Origin of the sequence: Saccharopolyspora endophytica, assembly GCF_018070075.1 — a bacterium.
GTDB classification, from domain to species: domain Bacteria; phylum Actinomycetota; class Actinomycetes; order Mycobacteriales; family Pseudonocardiaceae; genus Saccharopolyspora; species Saccharopolyspora endophytica.
The window spans coordinates 45,299-65,896 of sequence record NZ_JAGPXE010000010.1 but is presented as its reverse complement, the minus strand read 5'-3'; the positions used below and the strand labels follow the sequence as shown (position 1 = coordinate 65,896).

Sequence of the window (20,598 nt, the reverse complement as noted above, 5' to 3'; positions counted from 1 at the left end):
GGGGCTTGTGAGGTCAGGCCGTGCGGCGTGCGCGGCGCGGGTCTGTGCCGGTGGTGCCTGGCTGGTCGCCGGTGTCGTCGGCTCGGGATTCCAAGGGGCGGGTGTGGGCCGCCGCGGCTTTGCGGACGGCTTTGGACCGCCCGGGAATGGCCGGCGGCAGTGGTTGGGTCGTCACTGTGAAGGGCTGGGTCTCCTCGCCGCCCACGACCAGGCGCGCCGCGGCGTGGTAGACGCCGAGGTGCGCGAGGTCATGCTCTGAGACTCGCGGCGCGGTGTGACGGGCGAGTTCGCGAGCGTCCTCGGGGGAGGCGGTGAAGAACACCTTGCTGCGCGCGTTGGTCGAGATGCCTTCCTTGAGGTCCTTGGGAAGCTGCCCCAGGTGCTGGTGGGCCAACGTCATGCTCAGTCGGTAGCCGCGGGCTTCGGCGAGCATGTCTTCCATCGCATACGGCAGGTTCAGGAAGTTGTGCGCTTCGTCGACATACAGTCCGGCGTCGCGGCGTTCGCGCTGGGGCAGTGCGGCACGGGCGGTGGTGGCCTGCCAGACCCGCGCCACGATCAGCGATCCGAGCAGCCGGGTGGTGTCTTCCCCGAGGCTTCCTTTGGGAATGCGCACCAGGCACAGGCCACCATCCAAGGTCGCATCCAAATCCACTGTGGATGGACCTACGGCGACTGCCTTGACCACGAACGGCCGCAACAAGAAGGCGCGGAGTTTGTTCAGCAGCGGCGCGGTCGCCTGGGCACGAGCCGCATCTGAGAGCTGGTCATACCAGTCCCAGAACCCTCGCAGTGTCGGGTCGTCGGACACGCGATCGCGGTGCCGAGCCCGCGTCGCCGGGTCGGTGAGCAGTTGCGGCAGGGTCGCCAGCGTGGGCGTGTCCGTGGCAGCCCGCAGGGTCAGGCACGCGGCGCGGAGGATGTCCTCGGTGCGTGGCCCCCAGGCCGACGCGAACACCCGGGAGAACACCGACACGAGGTTGTCGACTGCGGCTTCCTTCGGCCCTTCTAGGGGGTTCAGGCACGGAGCCGGCCCGCGGGAGTCGGCGTCGAAGAGCACCACTTTGTCGGCGGCGTGTTCGGGAAGCCGCTGCAGAATGTCGGTGATCAGGTCGCCCTTGGGGTCGATGACCACTGCCCCGCGCCCGTACTCGGCGTCGGCGAGGATCATCCTCGCCAGGATCGTCGACTTTCCCGACCCCGTGGCGCCGAGGACGTGCAAGTGGTGCCGGGCGTCGGAGACCCGCAGGCCCACAGGGCGCGCGTGGCCGGTATCGGAGACTCCGACTGGGCGGATCAGCTCTCCTTCCGTGGGCGTGTTCGGCGGGGGTGGCACCGCCCGCGCTCCGGCGCGGGCCAAGCCCGGTAGCGCCTCGTCGGTCGGCAGGTGGGCGACGGCCGCAAGCTCCGGCACCGACAGCAAGTCACCCCACCGCAGCCGGCGCCGCGCCAGAGCGGTCACCGGGTTGCGCAACCGTCGACGGCGGTAATGGTTGTGCTCGGTGAACCCGGAAAAGGCACTCGCGATGGCGTGAGCGCGGCCCCTCACCTGCTCGCGCACCCGTGCTACCTGCTCGCTGGGTGTGTCGATCGGCACCGTTGTGGCAACCGCGTACCGGATCAGCGTCTCCCACTGCGCCCCGCGCTGTTTCCCGACGATCGCGCGATTCTGTGCCTGGAATTCCAGGGACGTCTGCGGATCCAGCTTCGGTTGGCTGCTCGACGGTTTCGTGCCCGAGGGGCCTGGCGTGAGTAGGTCGAGTAGCCGACCTGCCAGGTGGGTGGACCGTCCGGCGTTGAGATGGCGGGCGGCTCGCCGCGCCTGCTTGACCCGACGGCCGGTGACCGGACGGGTCAGGAGCTGCACGCACGCGGTGTCGTGCACACCGAGTCCCACGGGAGCGCCGAGCAGGGCTCGGATGGGGTCGGCGTCGAAGTCGGTGCGGATGGGCAATGCTTCCGACCGGGCCAGGCGCAGCGTGCCGCCGGTGACCAATTGCCGGCGCCCCTCGGCCGGGTCCCCGGGCATCGGCGGGTCGGCTTCGTCGGTGGAGGTGTGCGCGCCCGGCCAGGCAGCTTCGACCGCCCGTTCCACCATGCCCGGGGGCACCGCGCCCGGCACCCACAGCCGGATCTGCACACCGTCATGACCGAAGACATATTCCCAGGCCAAATAAGGTTGTCCGGTGGTCAGGCGCTGCACCATCGGCCGCACGAGCCCGACCAGGTTCGACCACACCGCCTCGGCACCATCCGGGTCGACGGTGGGAGGCGCCAGGATGGTGATCACCCGGGACCGCTCGTGCAGCGCATCCTGGCAGCGGAGGAACCACCACCGCCGCAGGAGTCCCAGTCCTGTCGCCACGAGCACGATCGCGGGGACCGCGATCAGCCCCCAGGTCTGCAGCCACGACCAAACCTCCCCCAGCACGGCCTGAATCGAGCCCCAAGGATCGGTCAGCAACCTCCCAAGTGGACTGTCTCTGACGGACGTACTTGCGAAATCCATGAGATGAATCTCCTTACTGTCAGGAGAGAAGTCATTGGACTCGTCGTGATCACGCGGCGTGCTCTGTGGACTCCGGACCAACGCGACGGCGAGCCGACGGGGCACTCGTGATCGGACGAACTGCCGTGTCTCCGCGAGTGCGGCGGTGTGCGTCGACTTCGGCCTGCCACCCCGAGAACCGACGTCCGGCCAGCTTCTTCAGGAAGTGCGGGATGTTGTTCGCGGGAACACCGACCAAATGGGGGCCGAGCACCGCGAGCAGGTCCGAGGCTTCCTGGGACGACCAGCCCGCCTCGGCGATGGCGTCTTCGTCCGGGAAGACATCGGCCACTCGATCCACCGCGGGGTCCAGCACCGCGTCTTGTGTCCCGCCGTAGCTGTAGACCCACAGGAAGTTCTCCGGAGGGTCCGGTTCCACCACCGTCTTGAACCGCCGAATTTCCTTGGTGTAGGCGTAGAAATTGGTGTCCGGACGCGCCCGCATGATGCGAAGCCAGGACTCCAGGTAGGGTGAACTGAAGAAGTCGCCTGAGTCGTGGATTCTGACCCAGTTACCGCGGAATTTCGGTGCGGCCAGCTCGGTGAGCATGGCCTGTTCCCAGCCGGCCAGGTCGTCGAGCACGAACCGCAGGTTCGACTCGTGCTTAGCCCGCACCGCGGGCCAGGTGTACGTGCCGTGGCGGGCGTAGCAAACGTGGCGGCAAATCCCCGCGCTAGGACAGGTGTTGTAGGTGCGACCATCGGGCAGTCGTCCGGCCCAGGCGGGCAGGGACCAGTTGTGCACGCCGATGGCCCGCATTTCCCGGTTCTGAGTCAGCAACCGACTCGGGCGCCCGACAGAGGAAGTCTCTGACGGGCCGTGGGCAGATGAAGACATGTGTGTCCTCCGTGGAAATAAGGACAGTTTAAGGAAGTGAATGACGATCCACAGTGGATCGTCAGATAGCAAAGGGGTATTCGCGCTTACGCTGGATCGTCGTCGAAGCGGGGCTGGGTCGTGCCGTCGGACTGGAATCGGTCGGAACGTCGGTGCTGGCGGCGTCGGCGGTAGCGGTCGAGGTTGACGACCTTGGTGTGGGCGCCGTCGACGTCGACAGTGACGAGCTGGGCGTACTCGACGTCCCGTTGGCGACGGCCGTACCGCACGCACGCGTGGACCAGTGCACGTACACCGAAGACGACCACGCCTCCGATGAGGTACCCAGCGATCACGATCACCGCGCAGGCAACCCAGATCACGGCCATCAATCCGGCCGCCAGCGCGAAGACAGGGAGGAAGTCGTGGACGAGGATGTCCAGGAACGAACCGAAGGTGTCCTGGTCGACTACTGGGATGGCAAGTAGGGAAGGCACCGGGCATTCCTCCTTGTGTGCTTCAGTCGTCGAGAAGAAGGTCTTGGGTGCCGCCGAGGTCGGCGAATTCGCTTGTCTCGTCAGTGGATTCGGATATCGATGCCAGTTCTGCGGGGTCCGTCGTGATCAAGTTGTGCTCGCCGTCGGAGGCGATGGCCTGCAGGGCGACACGTTGAGTCCCCGTCGACAAAAGGCCCTGGCCCGTACCGGCCGACAGCAGGAACTGCCGTTCGCCTTCCGACAGCGCGAAGGTGCGGACGATGTCGTCGATGGCTTGGGGTGCCTGGCGCAGCAGGATTTGGGTGGCGGCGTTGGCGATGACGGCCTTGCCGAGATCCGTGCCGAGGACATCGCCGACGTCCTGGGTCGCCACGGTGAGCCCGGCCCAGTGTTTGCGGGCGGATTTGGCCATGCGCCACAGGAATTCGGCTCCGGCCTGTTGCTGCATGAGCAGCCAGGCTTCGTCGACCACGCACAGCCGCGGCCGTCGGGTGGCGGGGTTGGACACCCGGCGCCACACCGTGTCCAGGGTCAGAAGGGTGCCGGCGGGTTTGAGTTCGTCGGGCAGGTTCCGAAGCGAGAACACCAGCAGGTGGCCTTCCGGCGGCGCCGTCGTGGGCCCGTCGAACAGCCCCCGGAAGGCGCCGTCGGTAAAGGGCTGCAACCGGGCGGCTAGTTCGCCGGCGGTGTCGCCGTCGAGGCGGGCAAGGACGGTGCGCAGGTCGGACAGCAGTGGTGCGGGTCGCGTCCAGGTGCGTGCGTCGTCGGTGATCCCGGCCTGCTGGTAGGTGGCGGTGACCGCCTGGTCCAGCACCGCCCGTTCGTCCGCGGACAACGGCTGACCGAACAGGACGGACAACAATGTGTGGACGAAAAGACTGCGGCGGGTGACCGCATCGGCGGGTGCGGAGCGGCGCCCATCCGGGCGGACATGGATCGGCAGATCCAGCGGGTTGAGGTGAATGCCCTCGGCACCCAGCGGGAAGTAGGTCCCGCCGACCGCACCGGCCAAGCGCGCGTACTCGTCCTCGGGATCGATGATGGCGATCTCGACGTCCCGGTACAGGCTGCGGAGCGCTTCGAGCTTGACCAGGTAGCTCTTGCCTGCTCCGGAGCGGCCGAGGATGACCGAGTTGTAGTTTTCGCAGGCGAACCGGTCCCAGTGCACCAGTCCCTGGGAGCCGAGGTTCCAGCCGTAGAGCACCCCGGCTGCGGTCGACGCGGAGGTGACATCCGGCGGCGGAAGATCCGGGCTGGTGAACGGAAACGCCGCGCTCAACGCCGCGGTATCGAAGGTGCGGGTCATGCCGATCTGGTCCAGCCCCATCGGCAATGCCGTGATCCATCCCTGCAGGCTGCGGTAGGTGGTGGGCTTGGCGTCCATGAGCAGCGACGCGGTCAACGCGCGCAATGCGCCGATCTCCTCGACCAACTCGTCCTCGGAGGCGGCGTGCACCGTGAGGTACAGCCCCAGGCGGAACAGACGGCCTTCGCCGCGGGCGAGCCGGTCGGAGAGGTCGTAGGCGTCCTCGGTCGCCGCCTCCACCTCCGGGTCCTGCAACCGGCCGTGGGCCGCAGAGTGCCGACGGCCGGATTCGAGCTTGCCGAGCTGCTTGCGCAACCGGTCGGCCGCGATGCGCGGGTCGATCGGGTCGATGTGCAGCGACACGTCCAACCGGCCCGGGTAGGTCAGTAACGGCTGCAGCCAGCCCGGGTGCACTTCTCGGGGGTAGCCGGTGACCGCGAACGAGGCGACCCAGTCCTGACCGATCTGCAGGTGCCGCGGGTGCACCTCGATCGCGTCCGGCGCGAAGGCACTCGCCGCCCCGGGTTGCTCGCGACGCTTCTTGGCGGTGATCACGAGTAGTCCTCCTCGGTATCGAGGTCCCAGTCCGAGCCAATGGGCGTGGTGATGACCTCGCCGGCGCCCGCCATCTCCGCCGACGGCGGGAGCAGGGTGTCCGGGTTGGTGGCCGACGAGAGCACTGCCGAGGCTTGGGCGGCGTCCAGCGGGGTCACGCTGATGCCCGCGGGCGAGAGCAGTTCGGTGGCCTCGCTCATCCGCCGCAGCAGCCGGGAGGCCGCCGCCCGGCGCGCTCCATCCGACGGCTGATCACCACCGCTGCACGGGCGACCAAAGCGGCGGCGCGGGGTCAGCGAGTCCTGGCCGCTGGTGCGCACCGGTCCGCGGGCCACCAGCAGGATCTGACGGCGTAGCAGGTCGGCCTGTGCTCCGAGCTGGGCCAGGTAGTTGGCGTGATCCAGCGCGGCGGACTCCAACGCCGGGTGCGGCAACCCGGCCGCACCGTCGCGCAGCTCCGCGATCTGGCCGGACAGGTCCAGCCGCTGGGCGCGGACGAGGATCTGCACGCTCGCGCCGAGACTGTGCAGGTACCGGCCGAACGCTGCGGTCAGCGCTTCCTGCTCGGCCGGGGTGCGCAGCGCGAAGTTCACCGTCGAACACGCGGCCACGAACGCCACGCCGTCGTCGCCGAGATCGACGATGCCGGCTTCGGCGACCCCTTGGGCGGGCAGGTCGAGCCCGCCCGCTGCGACGGCTTCGTGTCCGTGGGCCACTCCGGATAGCCACTCCGGCACTGCGGCGGGCTGCTGGCCGGATGCGACCCGGCGCCGCGGTTGGAGCCGCTGCCGCAGCGCGGCCAGCAGCAGGCGATCCAGTGTCACGCCGTCGCGGCGCACCACGACCAGCGCGGTCACGGCGACCCCGATCGGGACCGCGACGGCGACGTAGGCGATCACCGGGATCACGGCGCGGGTGGCTTGCCAGCCGCCGTAGAGCACCAGGCCCGTCACTGCCATTACCGCCACCTGCCGGGCGGTGAAGCCGGCCATAATCCGGTCCTCGCGGTCGACGTCGGCGGGAATCCGCACGCTCACGTCCGGTCATCTCCTTTCCTTCCTGTGCTGGGCCGGGGCGGGTTGAGCTTCGGCAGGTTCAGCGGCAACTCCTGCTGACGCGGCCCCGGCCGCTGCGGAGGAGGCGGCGGTGCCTGGGGCTGACTGCGGGGTGGCTTCCGCGTGCGCTGCATATTCAGCGGGAGCTGGTACTGCCCGTCCCGCCCCGCCCGGGGCTTGTTCTCCGGCCACTCGCCATCAGCGGGCAGCTTCGTCTGTCGCCCCCGCGTTGCTGGCCGGGTCGGTTTCGGCGGTTCCGGTGGTGGCGCGGGTCGCCGCACTCGCTGCACCTCGATCGGCAGCCGGTATTGCCCATCGCGGCCGACTCGTGGTTTGTTCTCCGGCCATTCCCCGTCGAGCGGGAATGGCATCTGCCGGCCACGTGGTCCCGTCGAGGACTTCCGCTCCGGGGGAGGCTCCGGAGCCGGTTTCGGCTTGGGTTGCCGCTGCACATTCAGTGGGAGCTGGTATTGCCCGTCCCGGCCGAGCCGCGGTTTGTTCTCCGGCCACTCGCCGTCCAACGGAAGCTCCAGCTGTTTACCATGCTGGGCTGGGCGCGAACGTGAGGACGATTGCGGCCTCGGTCGCTGTTGGGTCGGTTTCCGCACTCTCTTGACGTTCAGCGGCAACATGTACTGCCCGTTGGAAGTGGCCCGCGTTGTGGAATACGGGTCCGGCGACTCGGCCGATTTCTGACCGCCACGGGAGCGAGCGGCCTTTCCTCCACCACTTCCCAGTCCCCCGAGGAGACCGAAGGTCTTGTAGGCGACGAATCCCCGGACGAGATTGCCGACCAAAGAGCGTCCTCCGCCGCCGCGCAGAGATCCGAGAATCCAGAATGGGATCTTGATGAGGACGTAGCACAAGGCGAGTGCGACCAGAAACTGGATCATAGCGCTTCTCCCTTGTTGTTAGTTGAACAGCGTGATGCCGCCGGGCCAAAAGAAGAGCTTGAGTGCCGCAACCAAGGCGAGCGATTGACCAACTTGAATGGCCATCACCCCGGCGAATGCTTTCCACCACCAGAACGCGATACCTTCGGTTTGCGGAAGCGCGTGACCCATGAGCAAGATCGGAGCACCCGCGAGCAAAATGATGGTCAGCGTGATGCGGACGATGTAAGTGAGCAGAACCGCGACAAGCATGACGATGAGAGCGAGCGCGATGAAGATGACGAAAAGCCCGCCCCCGTCGAGATCATGCATCAAGGTTTCGCGCATGGCGCGCCCCGCGGTTTCCGGGCTCAACCCATCACCCAGGATTGCTCGTGAGAGCGCGTTACCGATTTCGATCACCTTGCCGCCGAAAAACAGCGACAGGTTGGACGCGAGAAACCCGACAATTACCCGGGGAAGGATTTCCTTGATGGAATGCCGGGTCTGCAATGTTTCGTGGGCCATGACGATGATGCCGGCTACCAGGATGAGCGTCGCGTAGACCGCGATGACGATCTGCTGCGTGCTACCCCATATCTGTCCCATGACCGGCAGTTGATCCAGCGGAGGAGTCACCAGCAGTGACTTCGCGAGCAGATCCAGCAGGCTGTTCAAACCGGGCGTGACCAGATCACGGAAGAACGACTCGATCGCATCCGACACGCAGGTGGGAATGTCGGTAATCCCGCACGACGACTCCTGGGCCGGAGCTTGATTGGGGTTCGATTGATTTCCGGGCGGCTGGTTGCCCGGAAGCACCGGCACGGGTTGGGGAATGCAGCTTGGTCCCTGGCACGGCGGTGGAGAGGGTGCGGGAACGGGTGCGGACGGAGCAGGTGGCGGGGCGGGCTGGGCGCTGGCGGCACCGGTGAAAGCCAGCCCCGCCGCCACGACGAGCACGAGTAGGGCGGCCACCGCGGTACACACGCGGCCCAGGCGGTAGCCCGCCCCCGAGGTGGAGTACGCGGCGGCCGACATGGGATCAGGCCCCCACGATTCCGCGCAGGATCTCCACGACAAGCGGAGCCAGCGCCGCCAAGGCGTAGCCGAACCCGGCGGACTTGAAAGACTGCTTGGCCTTCTCGACCTCACCGGGGTCGCCGTTGGCCAGAACGTAGCGGACGCCGCCGATGGTCAAGAAGACCGTGGCCAGCAGGGCGAGCAGACCCATGATCCAGTTGCGGATGTTGTTAAGAACGTCGTCGATCGTGCGGGCCAGCGCGAGAACGTGGGTGGTCTCGGCGACCGCGGGCATCGAGATCATCAGCAGGCCGACGGCGGCCAGCCCGGCGATCATCAGCAGCCGGAGACCACTGCGCCGGGACAGGCACGGGGTGAACGAGAAGCGCATCAGAGAGACCTCCAGAGAGCGCGTGCGAGGCAGCGGGAGTGCGAAGCGGGTAGGGCTCACCTGCGTCCCTGAAGTCCGAAATTCGGGGGCTGATTCGCCGGGTCGCCCCCAACTTTTTTCGCTACGTTCTGTGACTGGGTCTCGTCACCGGTCACCTCGTTGGAGGTCTGCAACGTCGTGGCCGCAGCGCCCGTGGGATCGCCCTCGTCGGGGCTGGTGTCGGACTCGGCCAGCCACGCGGCGAGTCGGTTCTCGGCCTTGCGCCGATGCTTGGCCAGCGTCTTGTAGGTCAGCCCCGGCGGGCGGGGCCAGTCGGCCAGCTCGACGCCTTCCAGCCGGGTCACGCCGATCAGCTCAGCCTCGGTCCGGGTCAGGACCCCGGCCTCGACCGCCCGCGCCAGGACCAAGTCCGGATGCCCGGACGGAGGCTTGGGCTCGCTGGAGTGGAACCCCGGCGGCTTCGGGGTCGGCCCGTCCATTCCGTCCAGCAGCGCGCGGTGCCCGGCGCGGTACGCCGCCCACCGCAGCCGGACCGTGATCCGCCCCTCGGCGAGATCGACCGTTTGCAGTGCGTCCAGGAACCCGCGCAGGACCTCGGCGTGGATGTCGCTGGGGTCGTCGGCGTAGCGCTCGGTCAGCCGGGCAGCCAAGGGGGTCAGCATGGGCAGCGCCAGCCCAACCGCGGTGATCGTCCAGGTGCTGCCTTCGATGCGGGCACGGCTGATCACGTGTGCCCAGACCTGGTCCCACACCCGGCGGGGGCAGCGCTGGTCCAGCAACAGATTCCGGAGTTCGTCGACCGGGATGATCCGGGCCGGAAGGTGGTCGAACAGGCGGCCGTCCACAGCCACCGGGTGATCCCCCGCAGTCAGCCACCCGAAGGCTTCGCGGGCGGCATCCAGCGGATTATTTGGCCACTCTTCGTGCTCGGAACGAGTGGGGAGAGCCATTACTCGACTCCTCTCGAACGGCGGTTGATGACGCCGCCGAGAGAGCCAGGCGAGGAACAGCGCAGCGCACGGTTCCGTACTAAGACGAAACTAAAATGATCTTTTTTTCGGAACAGGGAGATCATCTTCTGATCAACTTCGAGATCGCGATCTAGACGAACAGCAAGCCTGTGCGCTGCTGCGTTAGTCAGACGCTGTTCCGTTTCTGTCACCCCGGTCAGGCGGAGAGACAGAACAAGAAAAAGGATCCTGAGAGGTTTCCGGGACGATCTTGAACAAGCCCACCGCGGGCTCTACTGGCCCCGCCAACCCTAGCGGCCGTTGATCTTGCATAGGCCACCTCAAGATCAACTATCGGCCCGGCGGCGGACGCGAAGCCAGTGACGCTAGGTGTCCACTCCGGCCGAGGATTCATCAAAAAATCTTGGAGGCCGGTGGCGAATCGAGGCCGTTTTCGCGGACTTCAGGGGTGACCTTGGCAAGACCGACCGATCACCGGAGCACGCGATGTCTGCCCTCCCGCTCCCGGAGGTACCGCCTCCCGACACCCCCGACAGCCACGAACCGAGCCCCCGCCTTGGGGTGGTCCGCGAACCACACCGCGAACGCACCGGCTCGCCGGTGTCGGCGACGGTGCGGCTGTGTCTCGTCGACCCCGCCGCAGACGCCGACGAGATCGTCACCGCCGCAGTCTCGATGATCACCACGACCTACACCGCGCCTGGCGACCGGATCATGCTCGCGGCCCCCGAGTCCCCGACGACCGGTTCGAGCCGGACGCGTCGGGACCGGCTCGTGGAGTCCGTCCTCCGACTCGGCCGCGGCGCGGCTACCGACCCGGACTCCCGGCCTCACAGCGATCAGGAGTTCGCCGCGGCGGGTGGGGAGCTGCCCGCCACCCCGGGGTCCGGGTCCGGACTCGGACCCCGGGGCGGCGACACGACCGATCCGGTCGCGGACCCGACCGACCGGCAGTCCACCGGCGAGCAGTCCGGTCCGGGTTCCGGCGACTTCGAGTTGATCATCGCGGGCTGGTCCGAGCAGCCCGCGGACCCGTTCGCGATGGCGGACTTCACGGCCGCACTAGCTCCTGCCGGCACCGTCGTCGTGCTAACACACAGTAGCGATCACCGGCGGGCGCGAGTGGGCCATTCGGGTCAGTTGTCGCGGGCCGCAGCCTTGACCGGATTGATCTCGAGCGACCGGCTGATCCTGGTTCACGAACGCCCGTCCGCCCCTCGGCCGGCGACCCGGCGCAGGCGCCGGGAGATCGCTATCGGCGGCCACCGCCGCATCCACACCACCGCCTCCGTGTTCCGTCGTTCGACCCCGCTTCCGGAGGTCCGCCATGCCTAAGACCGCCCTGCGCCCCGGCAGCGTCTGGGACACCGGCCGCACCTCCCCTACCCAGCAGGTCGCGGACCGACACGTCGGGGCCACCCGCGGCGACACCGCCCTGACCCCGGAGGTCGCACGCCAGATCATCACTACCTACACCGCTCCCGGCGACACCATCTGCGACCCGAACCCGGGACCGGGACTGGTCCTGGCCGAAGCCCTCCGGGCGGGCCGGGACGCGCTCGGCCTGCCCACTGAGCCCCGGTGGGAATCCGCCTTGGCAGCCAACCTCGACCTCGCCCGCCTCGCCGGCCCGGTCGGCACCGCGACCCTGCTGGACAGCGTCGACGACCCCCGCGCCGCCGAGCTACCCGGTGCCGTCGACCTCGTCCTCACAGGGCTGCGGCACACCCCGCGCAGCGACCCCAGCCGGGTGCTGGTCGGGCTGTATGAGGACCTGGACGCCGTCGCCGACTGGGTCTGGCCCGGCGGGCACATCGTCATCACCTGCCGCCCGTGGCGCCGTCACGGCCGGCTGCTCGACCTGCCCGGCAAGATCCACGACGCCGCCGACGCGATCGGGCTCGTCCCCGCCGACCACTGCATCGCCCTCACCGTGCCCATTCGAGGAAACAGGGTGCGCCCGAGAATCGTCAGCCGCGCAGGTCGCCTCCCGGAAAGCACAGATATTCACGGCCGCACGACCGCCATCTCTGCTCATCTTGACGTGCTCGTTTTCCGCCTCCCCGCAACCGCACGTCGCGAAGAAACTCCCGAACGAGGTGTTGCGTGAACAGGCTCCACTATCGTGAGGACGCCATCGAATTGCATGTTGGCGATGCACTTCAGGTCATGGAATCACTGTCCGGTGCCTCGGTGGATTGTGTCGTCACCTCGCCGCCCCACTGGGGATTGCGTGATTACGGAACCGCAGTGTGGGTCGGCGGAAGCCCCGAATGCCGACACACCTTGGGAACAACACCCCATCAACGCCGAACCACCAAGAAACGTACATCCTCGTGGCCTCGTTCGAGCGTGAACAAGCGTTGCAGGAAGTGCGGCGCTCTCGCGCATGATAGGCAATATGGCCTAGAACCGACGATCGATGATTACGTTGATCGGCTGCGGAAGGTGAGCGCGGAAGTCTGGCGCTTGCTGACCCCACAGGGGACGTACTGGCTCAATCTCCGGGATAGTTTTAGTTACCACAACAGCGGCACGGGAAGCACGCGCAAAATAACGAAAGAAGAGGCGCCCTCTGCCGTTCGCCACAAAAGTCTCATGGGAATTCCATGGCGGGCTGCTCTCGCTTTGCAACAAGACGGGTGGATTATTCGCAACGCGATGGTCTGGCACAAGCCCAACGGCATACCGGACCCGGCATCAGACCGATTCTCGTCCCGCTACGAGATGGTCTTCTTCTTGGTGAAGCAGCCGGACTACTACTTCGGCGCAGCCCGCGCGCTCGAACCGTTGTCGCAGAGCCGCCCGGAGCATCGGAAGAACCATCGTGGGGGCAACAAGCCGCACACGGTCCGGTCCCCGTGGCAGCCGCGGGGAACCGGGAAGAATGTCGGCGACGTCTGGTCGCTCTCCACACGACCACTGCCGGATGCACACTGTGCTCCGTTTCCAGTCGACCTTCCACAGCGGTGTATCGCGGTGGGCTGCCCGGAAAACGGCCGCGTTCTCGACCCCTTCTCTGGCGCTGGCACGACGGGCCTCGCCGCGCGACAGTTGGGCCGATCCTTCCAAGGAATTGACTTGCGGCCGGATTACCACGACATATTCATTCGTCGGCTTCTCGGTGAGCTACCCAGCGGCACCGGAGAGGCGGCCTGACCGAAACGAGGACGATCCAAAACGGCGCGCAATCATGATTGCGAATCAACAGAGTGCGACCACCTGATCCTCCTTACTGAAATCTGGACCGCGCGTCGACCGTCCCACGCCGGCCACCCAGTACCGAGCGCTTCCCCGTACGGGTGTACCTCGGGACGCCGAGGTCCAGTCGGTCGGTGGAGTACTGGCCCCGATGAGTGCCCGAGAGCAGTCGGGGAGTCGAAGTCCCACTGATCGCCCACGCCGACACCCCCAGCCACCACAGCGCGCGGCATGGCGCGTGCCCGCGCCCTAGTGGTAAGGGCCGCGGGCGACCCGGCTGGGGTGTGTCCGCTGCGTCGACGTTTGCCCAACCGGTCAACCAGCGCCCGCGACCTCCCGCTCGGCAGCGGGCTCGCGGGCCCGAAAGGTGCGCTCATGTGCCCCGACGAACCCCACGCCCAGCACGCCTCGACCGATGGAGGCGAACACGAACCCGGCAACCTCGCCAAGTTGCCCCACCTCGGCGACAGCGCCGGCGTTACGGTTCCGACCGAACCCCAGCCGCGGGGCAACGCCAGCGCCTCAGCCAGGAAGACGCGAAGGCGAGGCAACGCCCGCCGGACCGGCCAGAACCTGGTCGTTCGCGGTGTCCGCCGCGATCCACCAGATATCCACAAGCTCGCGCAAGTGGTCGCCAGCCTCGCGGCAGAGATGTTGGAGGACGAGACCCACGATGAGCAACCGGCACCGGCCGACACCGACGCATCGGACACCAAAACGACGGCTGACCAGCGACAACCTCGCCGGGCAGCGTAGGTCCGGGAGTTCCCTTCAACACGCACCGCCACCACGCCGAGCACGCGGTTACGCAGCGCTCGCAAGGAGGTCTGACGATGTCCCCCATACCGCCTCAACCACACGACCTCAGCCGGGGAAATCGAACCTGGACCCCTTGGAACCGGTCCGGGTCGGATCTACAACCGGTGGCGCCATGACCTGGGTCACGAAGTCATGGCCGACAGGTTGGCCGCTGCGCCGCTGTTGACCAATCAGCCGTTGGACGAAATCCCTTTGATCACACCGAATCACGAAGGGCTGTCATGACCAGCGCATACGCTGACTCCAATGACGAGTTGCAGCAGGAGATCGCTGTTCCTGTCGAGCACCCCGCGGACGACGTGGAACCAGGCGCGCGGGCGGTGATCTACCTGCGCGTGTCCTCGACTGGGCAGGTTAAGACCGACTACGACCCCGAGGGCATCTCCATCCCGGCCCAGCGGGAGGCGTGCCTGCGCAAGGCCAAAGACTTGGGCCTGACCGTCATCGATGAGTATGTCGAGCCCGGCCGCTCAGCGACGGAGATGACCAAACGGGAAGCATTCCAGCGGATGCTGGCACGCGTGCGCGCTCAGGGTGATGTCGACTACGTCATCGTCTACATGCTCTCCCGCATGGCGCGGAACCGCTACGACGACGCCATCGTCATGGCTGACCTCCGCAAGCGCGGCGTCACGCTCGTCTCCGCCACCGAAGCGGTCGATGACTCGCCCGTCGGACAGCTCATGCACGGCATCCTGGCCACCTTCAACGAGTACCAGTCCCGCCAGTCCGGCGCCGACATCGCCAACAAGATGGGGCAAAAAGCCCGTACTGGCGGGACTCTCGGACGCGCCAAGATCGGGTATCTCAACCACATCGACCACTCCGACGGCCGGGTGATCCGCACCATCGTCGTCGACGACGAGCGGGCGCCTTTCGTTCAGCTCGCCTTCGAGCTATACGACACCGGGGACTACACGCTCGATGAGCTGGCCGACGAACTCTACGACCGCGGCCTAGGCACCCGCCCTACCGCCAAGCACCCGGCGAAGAAGGTCTCGATCAACAAGCTCTCCCAGATGCTGCGGGACCGCTACTACATCGGCTACGTCACCTACAAGGGCGAAGAGGTCCGCGGCCGGCACGAGCCGCTGATAGACGAAGACCTCTTCGACAGGGTTCAGGACCGAATCACCGCCCGGTCCGCGGCCAAGGAGCGGCGGCGGGTGCACCACCACTACCTCAAGGGCTCACTGTTCTGCGGGCGCTGCCGACGAGCCGGGGTTACCCAACGGATGATCATCCAGCGCACCGTCAACTCCAAAGGCTCCGAGTACCTGTACTTCTTCTGCCGCAACCGGCAGAACAGCACCTGCGACGCCCCACACGTCAACGCCGAACTGGTTGAGGACGCCGTCGAACGGCACTACGCCACGATCCGCTTCAACCAGTCGTTCATCGGCGATGTCCGAGCCCAGATCGACACCGTCATCAGCGAGCAGGAGAAATCCGCACGACTGCTGCACCAGCAACTATCCAGCCAGCTTGCCGAACTCGACACCCAGGAGGAGAACTTGATCGACCTCGCAGCCGACGGCACCTTGCCGCAGACAAAGGTCAAAGCCAAGCTCCGCGGCATCGAACGCCAGAGACGGCACCTTAACCAGCGCCTCGACACCGCCTCCGCCGACCTCACCGATGCCGCCCGCCTGATCGACGTGAGCCTGAAGCTGCTCGAACGGCCCGAACAGTTGTACCGGCGGTGCAACGACGAGCAGCGGCGCCTGCTCAACCAGGCGGTCTTCCACAACATCTACATCGAGGATGAGGAGGTCACCGACCACGATCTCCAGGAACCGTTCAGTCAGCTCCATGCCATCCAGCAGACGCAACGATCAACGCGAGACGCACAGCACAGCATGCCCGCCGTTCCGGAGCCCCGAGACAGCAAAAGAGCCACCCGCCAAGCGGGTGGCTCGTCCTCGCCTTCCGGCGTCGCGGTACTACTCCAGGGCCTTCAGTCAGGCACGTGTTCTAGTAGTATCTCTAAGGTGGAGCTGAGGGGATTCGAACCCCTGACCCCTTGACTGCCAGTCAAGTGGGAGCCCACCGGCATGCTCAAGCCCATTTTCCCAGGTCGCTGTGAAGTCTAACCCCCACAGTAAAGGTGTCTACCATGACCGATCCGACGTTTCCATGTTTCCGCAGGTCACGACCCTTTCGCCACATTGTGTTCTCTCTCCGTCGGGAGGCTGGTTTGGTCCAAGTGGTCTCGGAAGCCTCGCACGAGGCACCTTGACTCCCCTGAAGCAGACCTCCTCTCCGCCATGCTCCGCGCACCTGGATGGCGCAGCATCACGGCTGACGTCATCGGGTACGCCCCTTTCAAGACAGGAGGGGTGGTCTCACGGTACGGGGAAGTCAGAAAACCCGTTCGATGCGCTCGACCGCGATCTACCGGAGTGGGATATCGACGCCGTACTCGTCCGTGGGCCGAGGGCCGTGGATGCGCCGATCAGCTTCAGCGATGGCAACGTCGTTAATGCTCGCTTCGCGGCGCCGCATGAGGCCGTGCTCGTCGAACTCCCACAGTTCGTTGCCGTAACTGCGCCACCACTGGCCTTCTGCGTCGTGGCACTCGTACTGGAAGCGGACGGCGATCCGATTCTCGCGGAAGCCCCAGAGACTCTTACGCAGCGCGTAGTCCAGTTCGCGCTCCCACTTCCGGGTCAAGAACGCGATGATCTCCTCGCGGCCACGGACGAACGTGTCCCGGTTCCGCCACGTCGAGTCCGGTGTGTAAGCCAGGGCCACCCGGTGCGGGTCGCGGGTGTTCCATGCATCCTCAGCCGCCTGGACCTTCTGCAGGGCCGTCTCCTGCGTGAACGGTGGGTACGGCGGGCGATCTTCCGACATTGTTTGCCTCCTAACGTTGAGAACGTTCGTTCTCTATAGGTGGGAGCCTACGATAGGGAACGTACGTTCTCAATGCCAAGGAGTCCGGATGCCAGCCCCAATCACCGACGAACAGAACCGCCTGGACCGCGAGACCCTGCTCGATGTAGCCGAAAGGCTGTTCTACGAGCAAGGGATCCAGGCGGTCGGCATGGATGAGGTCCGTGCCGTATCCGGCCTGCCGCTGAAGCGGATCTACCGACTTTTCGCGGCGAAGGAGGACCTCGTGGTGGCGGTGCTCAAGCGTCGCGATCAGCGATGGAGGGCGAGCCTGACGGCCCACGTGGAGGCGGTCGAAGATCCCCACGAGCGCGTACTCGCGATCTTCGACTGGCTTGCCAAGTGGTTCGCAGAACCCGGCTTCCGCGGATGTGCCTGGATCAATGCCCACGGCGAACTCGGACCCGCATCCGAGGCGGTGCGAGCCGAAGTCCGGGCGCACAAGCAGGCATTCCACGACCAGATCGCGGTGTGGGTCCACGCCACCGGGCTAGCGGTGGTTGAACCGGTCTTCCTACTCGCTGAAGGAGCCATCGTGGCGGCCGGCATCAGTGGCGACCCCGCCCCAGCCCGCCACGCGCACGCAGCCGTCGCGACGCTGCTCGGAACACCTTGATTACAGCCACGCCGTCAACAACCTCTTTGCCTGCAACACCACAGGCTGAGCGCTGTGTCGAACTCGTGGCGCGCGACGTTGGATGACACCAGGCGATGAGGTAACAGGAGTTGCAGCCGCACCAGGCCGCGGTGATTGAGCAGGTCGCCGACCTGGTGTTCGCCGTTTCAGCCCGAGAAGGCTGACAGGCCACCTAAGCGTGCTGCGAACGTCTGGAAGACGAAGCCAGATCGTCAAGGCCGTTGCGTCGGTACGAAACGAACGAAGCCCGACGTTGAATCAAGATTCGACGGGCCACTCCAATGGGTGCCGAATTAGGGCTCGACCATCTACGTAGTTTCCTTTTCGATCTAGCTTCGGTGGTTCGAGGGTTCCGTTGGCGCGGCGTATCCATGTCCGGTTCTGGCTGTCGCGAAACCAGAGAACCGTACCTTGCTTCAGTAGCACTGCCCTGGCGAAGGCATACGCGGCAGGCCCGGCAAGGAAGTGTTCTTCTGGATCTAGCTCCCTTAGCGACTTTTCGGTTTCTCGGGCTATGAGCTCTTTCGCTCGTTGGGTGGCGAAATCGAGAGGTATGGTTACGATCTTCTCAGTGGGCTCAGCTAGTTCCAACATAGCTTCGTCGGCCTCTAGCGCGACGGGCTGAACGAGGACTTGGTGAACTGGCAGTCTACTTGCGTTTACGAAGCGAAGGTTGACCTGGAACGTGCCGGCTTCGTGATCGGATTCGACTGCAAGCCAACCCGAAATTTTGGATGCCTGTTCAAGCTCCTTTTGTTCTTTCAGGTGCTCCAACTGTTTCCATGCCGCTCGCGCTGCCCAGACGGCGGTACAGAACGCGGCAAGTGACACAAGCACGGTCAAGCACGACGCGATAGCCGAGACCCAGCTGGGGTTCAACGACGAGAGCCAGGACAGGAAGTCACCCCAGACGCTACCCATTCCGTGATCGTACAAGGAGGTGAAACATGCCCGGAAAGCCCAGATCGCGCGGGCCAGTCCCGAAGCGGTCGGACCAGCGCATCCGCCGAAACAGGCCGGACGTTCCGACTGAGACCGTGACGGCCCTGGGCACGGTGACACTTCCTGGACTCGGCTTGGAGGCCCCGCATCCGTTGGTCGCCGATTGGTACCAGGCGCTCACGGAGTCGGCTCAAGCGAAGTACTTTGAGCCTTCGGACTGGCAGGCCGCGCGGTTCGTCGCACACGAGATGGACCGCTACATCCGATCGGCGCGGCCGTCGTCGCAGATGTTCGCCGCGCTCATGTCAGCGATGTCGGACCTGCTGGTCACCGAGGGCGCCCGGCGCCGGGTTCGGATCGAGATCGAGCGCGGGCAGGCCGTGGAGAAGGCCAGCGTGTCCGCGATCGAGGACTACAGAAACAGCTCGGGCTCTAGTCCGCTAGCGCGAGCTTTGGCCGGTGAACGACGCTATGCACCAGTGCTCTGGTCGTATTCGTCGATGTCGCAGCGATCGATGTGGCCTTGGCGTAGCACCTCGAGGGCGCGATCTGACACGACAAGATCGCCCTTCGCGGTGAGGCCGAAGTCGTCGTGTCCGGGCTTGCCGGTGACGTGCAGCCAGAGGAATTCGGGGAACTCCGTGCGACCGATCATCGGCAGCGTGTCACGGGCTTCTTCTTCGATAGTGACGTCGGCCTGTCGGATCTCGTAGCCGCTGAGACCGGAACCTTCTAGCAAGCCACGCAGGTGATCGGTAACCATGAAGGCCGGGTAGGCCTCCAAGAGATCATCTCCGAGCCAGTTGTCGATGACGTAGGCAAGGTGCAGGACCCGAGGCGGGTGAACACTGCGATCCAGCTCGGTGTCGTCTCCGATTTCGCCGGGGACGTCAGGAGTCAGCTTGTGGTGTGTCATGTGTCCTCATCGTACTGGTGGCCTGAACTGGTGCCCGTACTTGTCGTCCATCTTGGTGGCCTGATCAAGCAGGTCTTGCTTCGTGGCGTTGGGGTTTTCCTTGTAGAAGGCGGTCCAGTCCTTGCGAATATCGCTCAGGTGCATCTTTGAGTTGAGCTCGTTGGGGATCCCACGGAGGTTGTCGAGCGAGTGCATCTCGTTCGGAGCAATGTCCAGGTGGGGGTAATGCTTCGTGATGACGGCCTGCTCGACGGCATGGTGAACCACCACCTGGCCTTTGAGATCGGGGTAGGCCTCGAAGAAGTTCTCCCGGTAGGCGCCTTTGCCGATCCGATCGGACCAGCCGAACCGGGCCTTCTCTCCGATGCCTAGCGCTTCACCGATCCGCTTGCCCGCTTTACCGAGCTTGGTCCCACCTGCGGCCCAGCCCACGAAGGGCACGGCCGCCGCTGCGGTCAGCGCGGCCTCGGTGCCTTTGCCTTGCAAGGCGTAGACCCCGGCATGGGCGAGATCGACGACCTCGCCGATACCGGGAATCAGCCCGGCCGCGTCGGTGAGGGCGTGCGCGATGGTTTCCCCGGTGGACTCCTCGTCCTCCGTGGGTATCGCTTCGGCCATCTCGTTGAGGGCCTTCGCGGACTCGCCGGCCACGGCTTCGAGTTGCCGCCGGGCGCGGTCGAGGAGCTCGCGAGCGGCTTGCCGGTATTCCTCGCCGGGGTCGTGAAACACCGGCGGTAACGCGGCCGGGTCGCCTTGGCCGGAGTTGTACTGGGCGACCGTCTTGTTGTGGGCTTGCTGCGCCTCATGGGTGAGCTGTTGGCCACGGCGATAGAGCTCGATGGCTTGGTTGGCCTGCATCTGAGCCCAGCCAAGGCAGTTCGCGTAGCTCTCGACGGCCTGGGCGCCGTAGGCCATCGCATCACCGAGCTTGAGCCACTTGGGCCACTGGTTCCCGCTGTGTTCGGCGTAGGCCTCGTAGGCGGGGCCGGTCCACGCGCCGGTGTCGATGCTCTTGAGCGCTTCGGCGTCAGCGATCACATCGGTTGCTCGGTCCCGCAACGTCTGCGCGTACCGGTACAGGACCTCAAGCTTGCCGGGAACGAGTTCGTTAGCGAGTTCGGTCTCGCCCAGTTCCTTACGGTCGACCATCACT

At 66.0% G+C, this 20,598-nt stretch carries 18 protein-coding genes, 1 tRNA gene and 1 pseudogene; 7 read left to right on the top strand and 13 right to left on the bottom strand.

Going from position 1 to position 20,598, the window contains the following annotated elements; genetic code table 11:
* Nucleotides 1-13 precede the first annotated feature (13 nt).
* From KBO27_RS22230 to KBO27_RS22195, 8 genes are all read right to left on the bottom strand, one after another.
* Entirely contained in the window at nt 14-2,509 is a 2,496-nt protein-coding gene (locus tag KBO27_RS22230) for a DUF8128 domain-containing protein (RefSeq protein WP_246537794.1), read from the bottom strand.
* 49 nt (nt 2,510-2,558) lie between these two features.
* A complete protein-coding gene (locus tag KBO27_RS22225; protein WP_210971823.1) occupies nt 2,559-3,386 on the bottom strand; it encodes a GP88 family protein in 828 nt (275 codons plus the stop codon).
* Nucleotides 3,387-3,472: 86 nt separating this feature from the next.
* Nucleotides 3,473-3,862, bottom strand: a complete 390-nt coding sequence (locus tag KBO27_RS22220) for a hypothetical protein (protein WP_210971822.1) — start codon at nt 3,860-3,862, stop codon at nt 3,473-3,475.
* A gap of 22 nt (nt 3,863-3,884) precedes the next feature.
* Entirely contained in the window at nt 3,885-5,720 is a 1,836-nt protein-coding gene (locus tag KBO27_RS22215) for a VirB4 family type IV secretion system protein (protein WP_372448868.1), read from the bottom strand.
* A complete protein-coding gene (locus KBO27_RS22210) occupies nt 5,720-6,760 on the bottom strand; it encodes a PrgI family mobile element protein (protein WP_210971820.1) in 1,041 nt (346 codons plus the stop codon). Before KBO27_RS22210 ends, KBO27_RS22215 begins: the two co-directional genes overlap by 1 nt.
* 929 nt (nt 6,761-7,689) lie before the next feature.
* Nucleotides 7,690-8,691: a TrbL/VirB6 family protein gene (locus tag KBO27_RS22205; RefSeq protein ID WP_246537792.1), complete on the bottom strand. Its 1,002-nt coding sequence runs from the start codon at nt 8,689-8,691 to the stop codon at nt 7,690-7,692.
* A 4-nt stretch (nt 8,692-8,695) separates the two neighbouring features.
* A complete protein-coding gene (locus KBO27_RS22200; protein ID WP_210971819.1) occupies nt 8,696-9,064 on the bottom strand; it encodes a pilin in 369 nt (122 codons plus the stop codon).
* Between the two features lie 56 nt (nt 9,065-9,120).
* Nucleotides 9,121-9,915 (bottom strand): hypothetical protein, encoded by a 795-nt coding sequence (locus tag KBO27_RS22195; protein ID WP_307870547.1) that lies wholly within the window; start codon nt 9,913-9,915, stop codon nt 9,121-9,123.
* Between the two features lie 606 nt (nt 9,916-10,521).
* Between KBO27_RS22195 and KBO27_RS22190 the strand changes: the two genes are divergently transcribed.
* The 5 genes from KBO27_RS22190 (at nt 10,522) to KBO27_RS22170 (ending at nt 16,082) form a co-directional block, all read left to right on the top strand.
* Nucleotides 10,522-11,370 (top strand): hypothetical protein, encoded by an 849-nt coding sequence (locus KBO27_RS22190; protein WP_210971818.1) that lies wholly within the window; start codon nt 10,522-10,524, stop codon nt 11,368-11,370.
* The gene (locus tag KBO27_RS22185; protein ID WP_210971817.1) at nt 11,363-12,145 is read left to right on the top strand and encodes a TRM11 family methyltransferase; all 783 of its coding nucleotides are present in this window, start codon (nt 11,363-11,365) and stop codon (nt 12,143-12,145) included. Before KBO27_RS22190 ends, KBO27_RS22185 begins: the two co-directional genes overlap by 8 nt.
* Nucleotides 12,142-13,194 carry a DNA-methyltransferase gene (locus tag KBO27_RS22180; protein ID WP_210971816.1) on the top strand — a complete coding sequence of 351 codons (1,053 nt, stop codon included), beginning with the start codon at nt 12,142-12,144 and terminating at the stop codon, nt 13,192-13,194. Before KBO27_RS22185 ends, KBO27_RS22180 begins: the two co-directional genes overlap by 4 nt.
* Before the next feature lie 417 nt (nt 13,195-13,611).
* Nucleotides 13,612-13,992 (top strand): hypothetical protein, encoded by a 381-nt coding sequence (locus tag KBO27_RS22175; RefSeq protein ID WP_210971815.1) that lies wholly within the window; start codon nt 13,612-13,614, stop codon nt 13,990-13,992.
* A gap of 284 nt (nt 13,993-14,276) precedes the next feature.
* A complete protein-coding gene (locus tag KBO27_RS22170) occupies nt 14,277-16,082 on the top strand; it encodes a recombinase family protein (RefSeq protein ID WP_210971814.1) in 1,806 nt (601 codons plus the stop codon).
* Here the strand turns inward: KBO27_RS22170 and KBO27_RS22165 are convergent.
* Together KBO27_RS22165 and KBO27_RS22160 are read right to left on the bottom strand one after the other, a co-directional pair.
* A tRNA-Ala gene (locus KBO27_RS22165) sits at nt 16,048-16,119 on the bottom strand. The genes KBO27_RS22170 and KBO27_RS22165 overlap by 35 nt on opposite strands.
* 330 nt (nt 16,120-16,449) lie before the next feature.
* A complete protein-coding gene (locus tag KBO27_RS22160) occupies nt 16,450-16,911 on the bottom strand; it encodes a nuclear transport factor 2 family protein (protein WP_210971813.1) in 462 nt (153 codons plus the stop codon).
* An 88-nt stretch (nt 16,912-16,999) separates the two neighbouring features.
* On the opposite strand from KBO27_RS22160, the gene KBO27_RS22155 reads away from it, so the two are divergent.
* Nucleotides 17,000-17,566, top strand: coding sequence for a TetR/AcrR family transcriptional regulator (locus KBO27_RS22155; protein WP_210971812.1), 567 nt, complete (start codon nt 17,000-17,002; stop codon nt 17,564-17,566).
* 279 nt (nt 17,567-17,845) lie between these two features.
* Here KBO27_RS22155 and KBO27_RS22150 read toward each other — a convergent pair whose 3' ends face one another.
* Entirely contained in the window at nt 17,846-18,508 is a 663-nt protein-coding gene (locus KBO27_RS22150) for a hypothetical protein (protein ID WP_210971811.1), read from the bottom strand.
* 26 nt (nt 18,509-18,534) lie between these two features.
* Between KBO27_RS22150 and KBO27_RS34920 the strand changes: the two are divergent.
* Nucleotides 18,535-18,942: pseudogene (locus KBO27_RS34920) on the top strand (phage terminase small subunit); the annotation flags it as partial.
* Between the two features lie 56 nt (nt 18,943-18,998).
* Here KBO27_RS34920 and KBO27_RS22145 read toward each other — a convergent pair.
* Together KBO27_RS22145 and KBO27_RS22140 are read right to left on the bottom strand one after the other, a co-directional pair.
* Nucleotides 18,999-19,445: a hypothetical protein gene (locus KBO27_RS22145; RefSeq protein WP_210971810.1), complete on the bottom strand. Its 447-nt coding sequence runs from the start codon at nt 19,443-19,445 to the stop codon at nt 18,999-19,001.
* 6 nt (nt 19,446-19,451) lie between these two features.
* The gene (locus KBO27_RS22140; RefSeq protein ID WP_210971809.1) at nt 19,452-20,594 is read right to left on the bottom strand and encodes a putative T7SS-secreted protein; all 1,143 of its coding nucleotides are present in this window, start codon (nt 20,592-20,594) and stop codon (nt 19,452-19,454) included.
* Nucleotides 20,595-20,598 lie beyond the last annotated feature (4 nt).